Source organism: Yinghuangia soli (assembly GCF_021502675.1).
Classification (GTDB): domain Bacteria; phylum Actinomycetota; class Actinomycetes; order Streptomycetales; family Streptomycetaceae; genus Yinghuangia; species Yinghuangia soli.
Genome location: NZ_JAKFHA010000069.1, coordinates 1 through 14,737, shown reverse-complemented (window position 1 = coordinate 14,737; position 14,737 = coordinate 1). Strand labels below are relative to the sequence as shown.

At 72.1% G+C, this 14,737-nt stretch carries 9 protein-coding genes and 1 riboswitch; of the genes, 3 read left to right on the top strand and 6 right to left on the bottom strand.

Features of this window, described 5'->3' with window-relative positions; genetic code table 11:
- On the bottom strand, positions 1-882 hold an 882-nt coding region (locus tag LZ495_RS43065), incomplete at its 3' end, for a serine/threonine-protein kinase (RefSeq protein WP_235058761.1).
- Between the two features lie 278 nt (positions 883-1,160).
- On the opposite strand from LZ495_RS43065, the gene LZ495_RS43060 reads away from it, so the two are divergent.
- The gene (locus LZ495_RS43060) at positions 1,161-3,812 is read left to right on the top strand and encodes an FHA domain-containing protein (protein WP_235058760.1); all 2,652 of its coding nucleotides are present in this window, start codon (positions 1,161-1,163) and stop codon (positions 3,810-3,812) included.
- 19 nt (positions 3,813-3,831) lie between these two features.
- Here LZ495_RS43060 and glyA read toward each other — a convergent pair whose 3' ends face one another.
- Positions 3,832-5,076, bottom strand: coding sequence for a serine hydroxymethyltransferase (gene glyA, locus LZ495_RS43055; RefSeq protein ID WP_235058762.1), 1,245 nt, complete (start codon positions 5,074-5,076; stop codon positions 3,832-3,834).
- 131 nt (positions 5,077-5,207) lie between these two features.
- A riboswitch (ZMP/ZTP riboswitch) is annotated at positions 5,208-5,299 on the bottom strand.
- A 334-nt stretch (positions 5,300-5,633) separates the two neighbouring features.
- On the opposite strand from glyA, the gene LZ495_RS43050 reads away from it, so the two are divergent.
- Positions 5,634-6,107 (top strand): hypothetical protein, encoded by a 474-nt coding sequence (locus tag LZ495_RS43050; protein ID WP_235058759.1) that lies wholly within the window; start codon positions 5,634-5,636, stop codon positions 6,105-6,107.
- Positions 6,108-6,143: 36 nt separating this feature from the next.
- Here LZ495_RS43050 and LZ495_RS43045 read toward each other — a convergent pair whose 3' ends face one another.
- The 3 genes from LZ495_RS43045 to LZ495_RS43035 form a co-directional block, all read right to left on the bottom strand.
- Positions 6,144-7,034: an LppU/SCO3897 family protein gene (locus LZ495_RS43045; protein ID WP_235058758.1), complete on the bottom strand. Its 891-nt coding sequence runs from the start codon at positions 7,032-7,034 to the stop codon at positions 6,144-6,146.
- Positions 7,035-7,309: 275 nt separating this feature from the next.
- Positions 7,310-12,196 carry an NAD-glutamate dehydrogenase gene (locus LZ495_RS43040; RefSeq protein ID WP_235058757.1) on the bottom strand — a complete coding sequence of 1,629 codons (4,887 nt, stop codon included), beginning with the start codon at positions 12,194-12,196 and terminating at the stop codon, positions 7,310-7,312.
- 309 nt (positions 12,197-12,505) lie between these two features.
- Entirely contained in the window at positions 12,506-12,778 is a 273-nt protein-coding gene (locus tag LZ495_RS43035; RefSeq protein ID WP_235058756.1) for an isoamylase early set domain-containing protein, read from the bottom strand.
- A 211-nt stretch (positions 12,779-12,989) separates the two neighbouring features.
- On the opposite strand from LZ495_RS43035, the gene LZ495_RS43030 reads away from it, so the two are divergent.
- Complete coding sequence (locus tag LZ495_RS43030) at positions 12,990-13,556, top strand: DJ-1/PfpI family protein (protein WP_235058755.1); 567 nt, start codon at positions 12,990-12,992, stop codon at positions 13,554-13,556.
- A gap of 108 nt (positions 13,557-13,664) precedes the next feature.
- Here the strand turns inward: LZ495_RS43030 and LZ495_RS43025 are convergent.
- Positions 13,665-14,737: aldehyde dehydrogenase family protein (locus LZ495_RS43025; RefSeq protein WP_235058754.1), on the bottom strand; the 1,073-nt coding region annotated here is incomplete at its 5' end.

Sequence of the window (14,737 nt, the reverse complement as noted above, 5' to 3'; positions counted from 1 at the left end):
GGCGTCCAGCAGCCGCGCCACCGAGCCGTCGTCGGCGCGGCTGCCCTGCATGATGTCGGCGGCCGCGCGCAGCGCGCGGGCCAGGCCCTCGGCGTCCGGGCGGCGCTCCGGCTGCTTGGCGAGGCAGCGCTCGGTGATCAGCCAGTACAGGTCGGGCATGCCGGCCGGGCGCACCGGGGTGTCTGCGAGGTGCCGGTGCAGCAGCGCGATCGGGTTGGAGTCGGTGAACGGCGGATGCCCGGCGGCCAGCTCGTACAGCACGACGCCTGCCGCGTAGATGTCCACCGACGGCGTCAGCGGGCGGCCTTCGGCGGATTCCGGCGCCACATAGCTGGGCGTCCCCACGAGTTCGTGGGTGCGGGTGAGCGCAGGCGACTCGGCGAGCCGGGCGATGCCGAAGTCGGTGAGCATCGGGTAGAGCGAGTCGCCGTTGCGGTTGAGCATGATGTTGGCCGGCTTGAGGTCCCGGTGGATGACCCCGTCGGCATGCGTCACCTGGAGCGCGTCGCAGATCTGAGCCATCGTCAGGGCGGCTGCGGCAGGCGGCAGCGGGCCGTTGTCGCGCAGGTACGTGCGCAGGTCCGGACCGTCGATCAGGTCCATGACCAGGGCCAGCACCTCGCCCTCGACGACCAGGTCGCGGACCCGCACCAGATTGGGGTGCGCCAGGCGCAGCAGCAGGGAGCGCTCGCGCAGGAACCGGGTGACGACGTCGGGGTCGCCGGCCAGCTCCTCGCGCAGCACCTTCACTGCGACGATCTCGCCGGTGTCCCGGACCCGGGCACGCCACACCGTCCCGCTGGCACCCCGTCCCAGGGTTTCCTCGAGCAGGTACTTGCTTCCGACCGGCCGGTCCACTGCGCTCCCCAGACGTACTGACACCTGCGCACACCATATGGCGCGCACCGGGGCCCGCACAGCGCCCCTCGCGAGGGGGGACGCGCGCAATGCTGAACCGGTTCGCCACGGGTTGTGCGCACCCGCGCACCCCGCAAGATCATTCCCATCCGCGCTCCGGGAGTGCCATCCTCGTGGCGGATGCAAGGATGCGTACCGTGCACGTCGCATGACGCGCGCGACATGCGCGTGCGCCGGCGGCGCGGGCGCTGCGCAGGCGATGCGGCTGGCAGGCAAGGCTGTGGCAGGGCGGACGGAGGAGCATGCAGATCCGGCTCACCGTGCTCGGGTCCCGCGGAGAGGGGCCGGGGGCGGACGTGCTCGTGACCGCTCCCACCGGCACGACTTTCGGAGCCGTCGCGGGCGCGTTGCGCTCGACGTCGGGCACCGACGGGCAGCGGTTCTGGGTGGGCGACACACGCCTTGCCGACAACACCCCGCTGGGCCGCCCCCCGCTGGTGGACGGCGCACTGGTGACGGTCGGCGGGCCCGGGCCCGCCTCGCCCGCGATCGGCTCCCCCGAACTGCGCGTGGTGGGCGGCCCGGACGCAGGCGGCGTGCACCTGCTGCGGCAGGGCACCGTGCGCATCGGGCGCGCCCCGGAGGCGGAGATCCGGCTCGGCGACCCGGACTTGTCCCGGCTGCACGCGGAGCTGACCATAACGCCGGGCGCCGGCGGCCGGCTCGCGGTCGCGGATCTCGGTTCCACGAACGGGACTTCGCTGGACGGCATGCCGGTCGGCCGGGACGCGGTGCGGCTCGCGCCCGGTTCGCTGCTGCGGCTCGGCGAGACCACCGTGGCGGCGGTGCTGCCGCTGCCGTACGACGCCGATCCGCCCGCCGCGCCGGATGCGCCGCGTCCGGACGGGCTCGGGCACGTGGTCCTGCCGCGGCAGCCGCGGCAGCCGTCCGCGCCGGTGGAACCGGTGCGCATCGACCTGCCCGACGAACCGGCGGCCCGGCGGCTCGGGTTCGCCGGGCGGCGCCGCGCGGTGGCGGCCGAGCGCGCCGCGCTGGAGGACCAGGCGCGGCTCGCGGTGGTCGAGGAAGTACGCCGCCGCCGGGTGCAGAGCCCGGACCTGGCCGCGCTGCTGCTGGCCGCACTGGACGCGGGTGCGGCCGAGCGCGGCCGGCCGGCCGTCCCGGTGCGGATGTGGGAGCGGCACGGCGATCCGGGCGACCGGCTCGCGGTACGCCTGGGCACCGGGGACATCCCGTCCGAGGTGACCGTGGCGGACCAGGAAGGCGTCCGGCGGCTGACCGCATTCGACGCCCCGGTGACCGTTCCGCTGCGCGACGCGGTGCTGGGCCTGGCCGGTCCGCGGCCGCGGCTGCTCGGCCTGGCCCGCTCGGTGGTCGCGCAACTGGCCGCGCTGCACGGGCCGCACGATCTGGAACTGGTCCTGCTGTGCGCCGATCCGGCGGCCGCGCCGGACTGGGCGTGGCTGCGCTGGCTGCCGCACCTGCGGCCCGCGGACGGCCAGGACTGCCGGCTGCTGGTCGGCCTCACCCGCGACCAGGTCCTCGCCCGTACCGGTGAACTCCTGGACCGGGTCGACCGGTTCGACAAGTCCGAGCGGCCCGCCCGGATCCGCCGCCGGACCGTGGTGGTCATGGACGGCGCGGGCTCCCTGACCGCCCGCCCGGAGCTGGTCCGGCTGCTCGCCGAGGGTCCCGCGGCCGGCGTGCATGCCCTGTGCCTGGACGACCGCGCCGAGGAACTCCCTTTGCAGTGCGCGGTGATCGGGCGGGTCACCGGCGAGGTGGGCACGCGCCTTTCGCTGGTCGGCCCGGGCACCGCGCGGATCGAGGACATCGTCGCGGACGCCGTCTCCCCGGCCTGGGCGGACCGCTTCGCCCGCGCCGTGGCACCGCTGCGCGAAGCGGTGACGCGGACCGTGTCGCCGCTGCCCGAGTCGGTCCGGCTGCTCGACCTGCTGGGCTTCGACCTGATGACCCCCGCCAAGGTGCTGGGCTCGTGGCGCGAGGCGGGGCGCAGCGCCCGCGGGGTGCTGGGTGCCGACGTCCGCGGCGCGGTGACCGTCGACCTGGACACCGACGGGCCGCACATGGTCATCGGCGGTGCGGCCGGGGCCGGCAAGACCGAGATGCTCACCGCACTGATCACCTCGCTGGCGGTGGCGAACCGTCCGGACCAGCTGGGCGTGGTGCTGCTGCGGGGCCTCCCGCTGGACCCGGAGGCGGCCCCCGACGGGCTGGCCGGCTGCGCCGAACTCCCGCACACCATCGGCTACCTCGACGAGCCGGACGCGCCGCGCACGGCCGACGCGATGACCGCCCTGCACGCCGAACTGGCGCGCCGCGAAGAGCTGTTGCACGGCACGACGTTCGCCGCGTACCGCGATGCGCAGCGCATGCCGATGCCGCGCATCCTGGTCGCGGTCGACGACATAGACCGACTGGCCCGGGAATTCCCGGGGTTCGCGAAGGGACTGGCCGATCTGGTGCACCGCGGCGGGCCGTTGGGCGTGCACCTCGCGGTGGCCACCGGGCAGCCGTCGCTCGCCTCGGCGGTCGAGGCGACCGCCGAGGCCGATCTGCGGGTGGCGCTGCGGGTGGACGACGACGCGGCGTCGCGGGCGCTGATCCACATCGAGGACGCGAGCACGCTGGACGACGAGTACCCGGGCCGGGCGCTGATCCGCGGTGCGGACGGCGCGGTGCACATGTTCCAGACCGGGCGGGTCACCGGCCGCATGCCGCGCACCGCGACGCTGCGGCCGACCGCGGTACGCCAGGACTGGACCGACATGGGCGGGCCCGCGGGCCGGCGCACCGCACCGGCCGCACCGGGCCGCGCCCCGATCGGGCCGACCGACCTGGCGCTGCTGGTCGGCACGCTGCGCCGGGCCGCGGATCAGTCCGGCACCGAGGCGCCCGCCCGGCTGTGGTGACGGGCGCCCCGGGTCCGGATCAGTCCACGGGCAGCCCCGGGGCGGGGTAGGCGGCCATCAACTCGGCGACCTCGGCGCGCACTTGGTGCTCCACGAGGTCGTTGCCGGTGCGCACCGACTCGACGACGCGGTCGATCCACGCGGCGACCTGGGGCATGTGCTCCTCGGTGAGCCCGCGGGAGGTGAGCGCCGGGGTGCCGATGCGGATGCCGGAGGGGTCGAACGGGCGGCGCGTGTCGTACGGGACGGTGTTGTGGTTGACCACGATGCCCGCCCGGTCGAGGGCCTTGGCGGCCGGCTTCCCGGCCACCCCGCGCCCGGTCAGGTCGACCAGGATGAGGTGGTTGTCGGTGCCGCCGGAGGCCAGGTCGTAGCCGCGGGCGAGGAGTTCGTCGGCCAGGCGGGCGGCGTTGCGGACCACGGCCCGGGCGTACGCGCGGAAGTCCTCGCCGGACGCCTCGCGCAGCGCGACCGCGATCGCGGCGGTGGTGTGGTTGTGCGGGCCGCCCTGGAGGCCCGGGAAGACCGCGTGGTCGACGGCCTTGGCGTGCTCGGCCCCGCACAGGATCATCGCGCCGCGCGGGCCGCGCAGCGTCTTGTGCGTGGTGGTGGACACGACGTCGGCGTGGCCCACCGGGGACGGGTGCACACCCGCGGCCACCAGGCCGGCGATGTGCGAGATGTCCGCGACCAGGACCGCGCCGACCTCTTCGGCGATCGAGGCGAACGCCGCGAAGTCCACGGTGCGGGGTACGGCGGTGCCGCCGCAGAAGATGAGCTTGGGCCGGTGGAAGAGCGCGGCGGAGCGCACTTCGTCCATGTCGACCCGGCCGGTCTCGCGGCGCACCCCGTAGGAGACCGGGCGGAACCAGCGGCCGGTCGCGGAGACCTCCCAGCCGTGCGTGAGGTGGCCGCCCATCGGCAGGGACATGCCCATCACGGTGTCGCCGGGCTTGGCGAAGGCGAGGTAGAGCGCGAGGTTCGCGGGCGAGCCGGAGTACGGCTGGACGTTGGCGTGCTCGGCCCGGAACAGTGCCCGGGCGCGGTCCCGGGCCAGTTCCTCGATCGGGTCGATGTTCTGCTGGCCCTCGTAGTAGCGGCGGCCGGGGTAGCCCTCGGAGTACTTGTTGGTGAGGACGGTGCCGGTGGCCGCGAGCACGGCGGCCGAGACGTAGTTCTCGCTCGGGATGAGCCGCAGGGTCTCGGCCTGCAGCCGCTCCTCGGCGCGGACCAGACGGGCGATCTCCGGGTCGGCGGCGGCCAGCGGGGACGGGGCGTCCGCACGTACGGGTGCGGCTGCCGTGTCCGAGGCGGGTGCGGACTCAGGGGCGGATGCGGGGTTCGGATGCGTCAATGCCACGGGTTTTCCTCCCGGGTCGGCCTTCAAGGTCGGGACCCGGGTGCCCAGGCGGACGGCACCGCGCGCGACTGCTCGCTGCCGCTTCCTCGTGGTCGGTTCCACGTCTACGCCAGTCGCGGCACCGGCAACGCTACGGCACGGCGACGACAGAAAGCGCGGAAAATAACCGCGGGCATCGGCCAAAGTGCGGGCAATTAGTCCGGCAATGCCGGATATTTCGCGGCGCAGCACGGCAATTCCCGCGACACAGGCCGGGAGCCGGGCCAGGATTGTTACAGATCCGCCACCCAGGGGGGCAGGTGCGTCTGGCAAGGTCCACAGGCGTAACGTGCTCCACGAACACACGGGGACTCCCCAGGAACGACCGGTTGGACCACGGACTACCTGGGGCCAAGCGGCCTCCGGGAAGTGTGCCCCACTTCCCGACGACCGCTCAGGGGGCCGGGGAAACGGGGGAGTTCATGAAGGGCAGCCGCCGCACAGCGCTGTTGCGCGTGCTGTTGGCCGTGCTGGCCGTCGAAGGCGTGGCCTTCGTGCTCGGCGCCGGCTCCTTGGGGGTCATGGCCGCCGCGGTGCGCCGGGAAGGCGACGAACTCGCCGGCCTCGACAAACTGCTGATAGTCGCCGCCCTGCTCGCCGCCGGCCTGGCCGCGCTGTGCGTGGGCGGCATCCTGGGCGTGCGGGACACGCTCCGGCACGGGTACGGCGCGCTCGGCCGGGCCGCGACCCTCGGCATGATCCACCTGTGGACCGCGATCCTCGCGGTCACCCTGCGCGGCCCGCTGTGGCTGCTCGCCCCCACCGGCGTACCCGCCGCGTTCTACCTCGGGGCCTGGTGGCTGCTCAAGGAGCGCCGCCGCGACGACCTGCTGCTCCTGGAGGCCGAGGTGCCGAAGCCGCGCCGCCCGGAAGCCGAAGGCGCCTCGCAGCTCTGATCCCGGCCCCGCTCCGGGCCCGGCTCCCTGCTTGGGCTACTTGGGGCCGACGCACCACACGTCGCTGCGTCCTTCGCGGTCGACCACCAGCGGGTTCGTGGCGCCGAGCACGACCGTGCACATCTTGGTGTCCGTCGTGCCCTTGAAGATCTCATGCACCATGAACTTCGCCTCCGCCGCCTTGCAGTCCAGCGGCTTGACGTCGTCGCCGGTCAGCGCCGCGATGCAGTCGCCTTCCTCCACCGTCTTCGGCGAGCCCTCGTAGTAGGTCCAGCCCCAGTACCCGAACACGCCCAGGCAGGCCAGCGTGGCCAGCATCAGCACGGCCCGCATCGCCGGGCCGAGGCGGCGTGCGCCGCTGCGTCCGCTCCGGCCGCGGGGCCGGCGCTCTTCGGCGTCCGGCTCGGCGGCCCGGCGGACCACCTCGGTGCGCTGCGCGGGGACCGCGGGCAGGTACCTGTCGACCCGCTCGTACGGCGGCGGCTCGTCGGCCGGGGCCCGGTCGCGCGCCGGCGCGCGGTCCTGGCGGTCGTAGCCGGCGACCTGGTCATGGGCCGCGTACGGCTCGTACTGCTCGTACTGCCCGTACTGAGCGTACTGCTGGTCGAAGCCGTGGTCGTAGGTGGGCGTGGCGGGCGCGGTGGGCGCGGGCTGGGCGTAGGCCTGCTGGCCGTACTGCTGCTGGCCGTACTGCTGCTGGGGGTATTGCTGTTGCCCGTACTGCTGCGGCTGGTACTGCTGCTGCCCGTAGGCCTGCTGCTGGCCGTACGCCTGTTGTCCGTACGCCTGCTGCCCCTGCGCCTGCTGACCGTACGGCTCCTGCCCGTACTGCGCGTCGAGGCGCTGCCCGTATGCCGGGGTCCCGTCGAGCCAGGCCGGCAGGTACGGGGTCGGTTCGGCCCCTTCCGGGTCCGGTCTGTCGTACATGTATTGCCTCCGAAACACGAACGGGGGCGGACCGATACGCGAACAACAGCGGGCGGGGGCGTTTGCGCGGAGCCAACTTTCGACTATTGACCCGCGTTCATCAAGGGATGACCCGGTCCGGACGTCGGACAAGGCCAGGTTTTCGGCCGCACATCGACATTTGCCGCACACCTGCCGCAACGGCGGCGGGGCCGCAAGGAGAACACCTCCCTGCGGCCCCGCACAAGTACCCGGACGTCCCGATCGGGCATCTTTTGACCGATCTTGACGCTCTGTCAGGTCATGCTTCCACTGCGCAGAAGCGTCCGGATCACGCGCATCGCGACGGACAGTGTGGCCAGGTCGTACGACTCGGCCTCCTGCAGTTCCTCCAGCGTGGTGCGGGCCCGGTTGATCACCGAGATGTTCTTCGCCTCCCACGCCTTGAACCGCAGTTCCGGGGTGTCCTCCGGGCCGCCCGACGACAGCACGTCGAAGGTGAGCCCGGCCTGCGCCGAGTACAGGTCCTCGCGCAGCGACGCGCGGGCCATCGACTTCCACCGGTCGTCGCGCGGCAGCTCGATGATGCGGTCCAGGATGTGCGCGATCGGCAGCCGGTCGACCAGGTCGAAGTAGACCTCGGCGACCTCGACGACGCCGTGCCCGGAGTCGCGCGCCACCTCGACGATGTCGAGGGCGGCGTACGCCGAGGAGAACCCGGCGACCACGGTGGCCAGGTCGTGCGGCACCCCGGCCTCGGTGAACTCCTGGTAGAGCCCGTCCATCCACTCCAGGTCGCTGCCGCGCAGCAGCTTGGGGAGATGGGCGGCCACGTCCGCGACACCGGCCTCGAAGAACGCGATCTGCGCGGCGATGTCGATCTCGCGCCGGTTGGTGAGCATCCAGCGCGTGGACCGCTCGACCAGCCGCCGCATGTGCAGCCGCATCTTGGTCTGCACCGAGGCCGCGACCTGGTTGTCGAGCGCCTTGATGCGGTCCAGGACCTCGTCCGCCCCGAAGACCTGACGCGCGGTCAGGTGCGCGCGGGCCACCTCGTCGGCGGACGCGCCCGACTCCTCGCGCATGCGGAACATGAACGAGATGCCGGCCAGGTTGACCAGGTCGTTGACCACCCGGGTGGTGATGATCTCGCGGCGCAGCGCGTGCGCGTCGATCTGCGTCGCGAACCGGTCCTGCAGCGCGGTCGGGAAGTACCGGTGCAGCTCGCCGCGCAGGAACTCGTCGTCCGGCAGGTCGGAGGCGAGCAGCTCCTGGGCCAGCACGATCTTGGTGTACGCGAGCACCACGGCCAGTTCGGGCTGGGTCAGCCCGAGGCCGGACGACTGGCGGTCGCGCAGCTGCCGGTCGGTGGGCAGGAACTCGATCTCGCGGTCCAGGTGCCCGTCGCGGACCAGCTTGCGCAGGTACCGCATGTGCACGTGGAGCAGCGCGGGCGCCTGCGCGACCGCGTTGGACAGCGCGTAGTTCTGCTCGTAGTTGTTCTCCAGGACCAGCCGGCCGACCTCGTCGGTCATCTCGGCGAGCAGCGTGTTGCGCTGCTTGCCGGTCATGTCGCCCGCGGCCACGATCTGGTTCAGCAGGATCTTGATGTTGACCTCGTGGTCCGAGGTGTCCACACCCGCCGAGTTGTCGATCGCGTCGGTGTTGATCCGGCCGCCGGCCAGCGCGAACTCGACGCGCCCGAGCTGCGTGCAGCCCAGGTTGCCGCCCTCGCCGACCACCTTGACGCGCAGGTCGCCGCCGTTGACCCGGATCGCGTCGTTCGACTTGTCGCCGACGTCCGCGTTCGACTCGCCGGACGCCTTGATGTAGGTGCCGATGCCGCCGTTCCAGAACAGGTCGACGGGCGCCTGCAGGATCGCCTTCATCAGCTCGGCCGGAGCCAGGCGCGTCACGCCGTCCGGAAGGCCGAGGCGCTCGCGCACCTGCGGAGTGATCGCGATCGACTTGGCGGAGCGCGGGAACACGCCGCCGCCCGCCGAGATCAGCGCAGTGTCGTAGTCCGCCCACGAGCTGCGCGGCAGGTCGAACAGGCGGCGCCGCTCGGCGAACGAGACCGCCGCGTCCGGCTCCGGGTCCAGGAAGATGTGCCGGTGGTCGAACGCCGCGACCAGCCGGATGTGCTCGGACAGCAGCATGCCGTTGCCGAACACGTCGCCGGACATGTCGCCGATGCCGACGACCGTGAAGTCCTCGGTCTGGGTGTCGTGGCCCAGCTCGCGGAAGTGCCGCTTGACCGACTCCCACGCGCCGCGGGCGGTGATGCCCATGCCCTTATGGTCGTAGCCCGCCGAGCCGCCGGACGCGAACGCGTCGCCCAGCCAGAACTTGTACGCCCCGGCCACCTCGTTGGCGATGTCCGAGAACGTCGCGGTGCCCTTGTCCGCGGCGACCACCAGGTAGGTGTCGTCCGGGTCGTGCCGCACCACGTTCGACGGCGGCACGACCTCGCCGTTCACCAGGTTGTCGGTGATGTCGAGCAGCCCGGAGATGAACGTCTTGTAGCAGGCCACGCCCTCGGCCAGCCACGCCTCGCGGTTCGCCTGCGGGTCGGGCAGGTGCTTGCACACGAACCCGCCCTTGGCGCCCACCGGCACGATGACGGTGTTCTTCACCATCTGCGCCTTGACCAGGCCCAGGATCTCGGTGCGGAAGTCCTCGCGCCGGTCCGACCAGCGCAGGCCGCCGCGCGCGACCGCGCCGAAGCGCAGGTGCACGCCCTCGACCCGCGGCGAGTACACGAAGATCTCGAACTTCGGGCGGGGCGCGGGCAGGTCGGGGATGGCCTGCGGGTCGAACTTGAGCGAGATGTACTCGTGCGGGTCGCCGTCGCCGCGCTTCTGGAAGAAGTTCGTGCGCAGCGTGGCCCGGACCAGCGCCAGGAAGGAGCGCAGGATGCGGTCCTCGTCCAGGCTCGCGACCTGGTCGAGCGCGCCGTCCAGCTCCTCGAGCATGCCCTCCACCAGCTCCAGGCCGGCGCCCTGGTGGCCGGGCGAGAAGCGGGCCTCGAAGAGGTTCACCAGCAGGCGTGCGATGTGCACGTTCCCGACCAGGGCGTCCTCGATGTAGTCCTGGCTGAACGTGGCGCCGGCCTGCCGCAGGTACTTGGCGTAGGCGCGCAGCACCATCGCCTGGCGCCAGTTCAGCCCGGCGCGCAGCACGAGGGCGTTGAAGCGGTCGGACTCGGCCTTGCCGGTCCACACCGCGGCGAACGCCTGCTGGAACAGCTCCTTGACGTCGTCGCCGGTCTCCAGCGACGGGTCGTGGCGCACCCCGAAGTCGTAGACCCAGGCGATCCGGCCGTCGGTGCGGCGCAGCTCGTACGGCCGCTCGTCGACGACCTCCAGGCCCATGTGCTGCAGGATCGGCAGCACCTCGGAGAGCGACAGCGGCCCGCCGGTCCGGTAGACCTTGAAGCGGCGCTCGCCGGGCAGTGCTCCTATCGGCTGGTACAGGTTGAGGCAGAAGTCGGCGACCGCCGGGTCCGGGTCGAGCGCCTCGATGCGGCGCAGGTCGGCCACCGCGGTACGCGGCGTGAAGTCCGACTTGTAGCCCTCGCTGAACGCGGTGGCGTAGCGCCGCGACAGCTCCGCGGCCGGCTCCTCGCCGCACTCGCTGACCAGCGCCTCGGCGAAGTCGTCGGCCCACGAGCGGGTGGCCGCGGCGAGCAGCTTCTCGATGTGCTCGACGTCCGGGTCGCCCAGCGGCGCGCCGGTCGGCACGCGCACCGTGAAGTGCAGGCGGGCCAGCACCGACTCGGTGTTGCGGGCGGTGAAGTCGATCGCCGAACCGCCCAGTTCGCGCGTCAGGATGTCCTGCATCTTGAGGCGGATCTCGGTGGTGTAGCGGTCCCGCGGCAGGTAGACCAGCGCGGAGAAGAAGCGGCCGTACTCGTCCTTGCGCAGGAACAGCCGCAGCCGGCGGCGCTCCTGCAGGTACAGCACCGAGATGACGATGTCGTACAGCTCGGGGACCTGGATCTGGAACAGGTCGTCGCGCGGGTAGGTCTCCAGGATCTGCAGGAGGTCGCGGCCGTCGTGGCTGATGGGCGGGAAGCCGGCCATCTCCAGGACCTGTTCGACCTTGCGGCGCACCACCGGGATGCGGGTGACGCTCTCGGTGTACATCGAGGACCCGAACAGGCCCAGGAAGCGGCGCTCGCCGATCACGTTGCCGTCCGCGTCGAACTTCTTGACGCCGACGTAGTCCAGGTACGCGGGCCGGTGCACGGTCGAGCGCGAGTTGGCCTTGGTGAGGATCAGCAGCTTCTTCTCGCGCGCCTTGGCGCGGGCCTCGGGTGAGAGGCGGCTGAAGGACGTCGACATGTCCTGGTCCGGGCGCAGCAGGCCCAGGCCGGTGCCGGGCACCGCGCGGAGCTGGTCCTCGCCGTCCGCCTCGACCAGGTCGTACTCGCGGTAGCCCAGGAACGTGAAGTGGTCCTCGGCGAGCCAGCGGAGCAGCTCCCAGGCCTCGCCGATCTCCTCGGCGGCCAGCTCGGCGGGCGGCTCGGCGGCCAGCTCGTCGGCGAGCCGCACCGCGGTGTCGCGCATCTTGGCCCAGTCCTCGACCACCTCGCGGACGTCGCCCATGACCTGCTGGAGACCGGCCTCGATGGCGCGGATGTCGTCCCGGTCGCTCTCCCGGTCGATCTCCACGTGCATCCAGGACTCGACCACGGCGTCGTCCGGCACGGTGCCGGCGTCCGAGGTGTCCAGGATCTCGGTGAGCGTGCCCGTGATGTCGCGGCGGACCACGAGCTGCGGGTGGATCACCACGTGGATGGCGCGGTCCTGGCGGGACAGCTCGTTGGTGACCGAGTCCACCAGGAAGGGCATGTCGTCGGTGACGATCTCGATGACCGTGTGCCCGGACGCCCAGCCGTTCTCCTCGACGGACGGCGTGTAGACCCGCACCTTGGCCGTGCCCTGCGGCCGCGAGGCCGCCAGGCGGCAGTGCGAGATGGCCGCCCCGTACACGTCCACCGGGTCGCGGTCGACCAGGTCGTCGGGGGCGGTGTGCCGGTAGTAGCGGCGCAGCAGGACGTCGAGGTCGATGTGCCCCGCGCCCTTGTCGCCGCCTCCGTGCTGTGACGATGCCTGCCGGGCGGCATCCGCCGCCCGGGTCAGCAGAACTGCTTTCGCCTCGTCCAGCTTGCTCTGCATGATGCCGTTGCTCCTGTCGCGCGCCGTTGCGTGACCGACTCTGCTGTCTCCTGAAATGCGAGTCTCCCCGAACGGCGACGACGCGGCGAAGTGCCACGGCGGGACCTTTCCGGCGTCTTTGCCGGACCGGCTCCGGCCCCCGGGACACCGTTGTCCCGGCGGCACGACCGTGCTCGCCCTGCGCGCGGGTCGAGGGAAACCCACGCCCGCCAGGCTACCTGCGCCGTATCTCCGCGGTGAGGGGACCCTTGCCCTCATCTGCTCCGCAGCGTGTCAGCCGTCCCGAGGTCCGACTGACAGTGCGTCAAGTCACACCGTGACCACGCCGTTCTCGCCGTCGTGTTCGGCGGTGTCGTCGTCGAACCAGACGCCGTTCTCGCCGAGGTACCGGAAGCGCACCGTCTCGCCGGGGGCGAGCGTCACCGCGACCGACCGCCTCCCGTTGCTGCGCCGCACCAGCACGTGGCGGCCGGGCTGCCACTCGTTGAAGTCGCCCACCACGCTCACCGGGCCGGCCGGCTCGTCGGCCGGCAGGCTGAAGGTGACCCGGGTGGCTCCGTTGTTCTTGGCTGTGCTGATCACGTTGCCCCCTCGTGCGACCGGCGTGCCCGGCCGCCCAGTGCCGAACGTATTGCAGGATTCCGGTTCCGTCACCCCCTGTCGGCCACCCGTCACGCGGCGCCGTTCGGCGCTAGCCAATTTGCGCCCATTGCCGAATCGGCCCTTGCCGGGCACCGTGGACAGACGCCACCAGATCGGGGCGTCGCTCGGATCGCTCGGGGAGGCGATCGTCATGGCACGCAAGGTCCTGATCATCACCGGAGACGCGGCGGAGTCGCTCGAGGTGCTCTACCCGTACCAGCGGCTGCGCGAAGAGGGGTACGACGTCCATATCGCCGGGCCGTCGCGCAAGAAGCTCCAGTTCGTCGTGCACGACTTCGTGGACGGCTTCGACACCTTCACCGAGAAGCCGGGCTACACGTGGCCCGCGGACTTCGCCTTCGTCGAGGTGCGGCCGGAGAACTACGTGGCGCTGGTGCTGCCGGGCGGGCGGGCGCCGGAGTACATCCGCAACAACCCCGTCGTGCAGCGCCTGGTCCGGCACTTCTTCGAGAACGACAAGCCGGTCGCGCACCTGTGCCACGGGCCGCTGATCGCCGCGGCCGCGGGTGTGCTGGAGGGGCGGCGGACCTCGGCCTACCCGGCGATCGCACCGGACGTGCGGGCCGCAGGCGGCACATTCGTGGACGGCGAGGCGGTCGTGGACGGGATGCTGGTGTCCGGGCGTACCTGGGTGGACCACCCGGGGTGGATGCGCGAGTTCGTGCAGGTGCTGCGCAGCAAGGCGCCGGCGGGCTGACGCGCGCGGGGCCCGGCCGGCGGGCCGGGCCCCGGGCTTGCTGCGGCGGGGTGGTGCGGATCAGCGGGGATCAGGCGGGACCTGCGAGGTCAGCGGAATTGCGCGGGTTCAGCGGCCTTTGAAGACGTCGCGTACGTCGTTGGCGAACTGCGAGACCTGGCCCATCAGGTCCTTCTCCATGTGCGGGTAGCGGTAGTCGGTGGGCGGGACGAAGGTCTCCTTGATGGTGCGCGTGCTGGTCCAGCGCATCAGGTTCTGCGCGGCCCCGGCCTTGTCGTTGGTGCCGGACGCCCGCCCGCCGCCGAACGGCTGCTGCCCGACCACCGCACCGGTCGGCTTGTCGTTGAGGTAGAAATTGCCCGCCGCGAACCGCAGGAACTCGGTGGCGTGCGCGAGCGCGGCCCGGTCCTGGGCGATGACCGAGCCGGTCAGGGCGTACGGCGCGGCCGACTCCATCTGGCGCAGCATCGCGTCGTAGTCGGCGTCGTCGTAGACGTGGACGGCGAGGATCGGGCCGAAGTACTCGGTCGTGAAGATCTCGTCGTCCGGGTCGTCGCAGACCAGCAGGGTCGGGCGGATGAAGTACCCGACGCTGTCGTCGTAGGTGCCGCCGGCCAGGACCTCGATGTTGCCGGCCGCCTGGGCGCGGTCGATGGCCGCCTTGTTCTTGGCGAAGGAGCGGTCGTCGATGACCGCGCCCATGAAGTTCGCCAGGTCGGCCACGTCGCCCATGGTGAGGGACTCGACATCGGCGACGAGCTCGTCGCGGAAGCCGTTCTCCCAGATCGAGCGGGGGACGTACGCGCGCGAGGCCGCGGAGCACTTCTGCCCTTGGTATTCGAACGCGCCGCGCACCATCGCGGTCTTGAGCACCGCCGGGTCGGCCGACGGGTGCGCGACGATGAAGTCCTTGCCGCCCGTCTCCCCCACGATCCGCGGGTAGGTCTTGTAGCCGGTGATGTTGGCGCCGATGGTCGACCACAGGCTCTGGAACGTGCGGGTCGAGCCGGTGAAGTGCAGGCCCGCGAAGTAGGGGTCGGCGAGAACCACTTCGGAGACGGCGATGCCGTCGCCCGGAAGCATGTTGATCACCCCCGGCGGCAGCCCCGCCTCCTCCAGCAACCGCATCAGATGCCACGCCGCCACCGTCTGCGTCGGCGACGGCTTCCACACCACCGTGT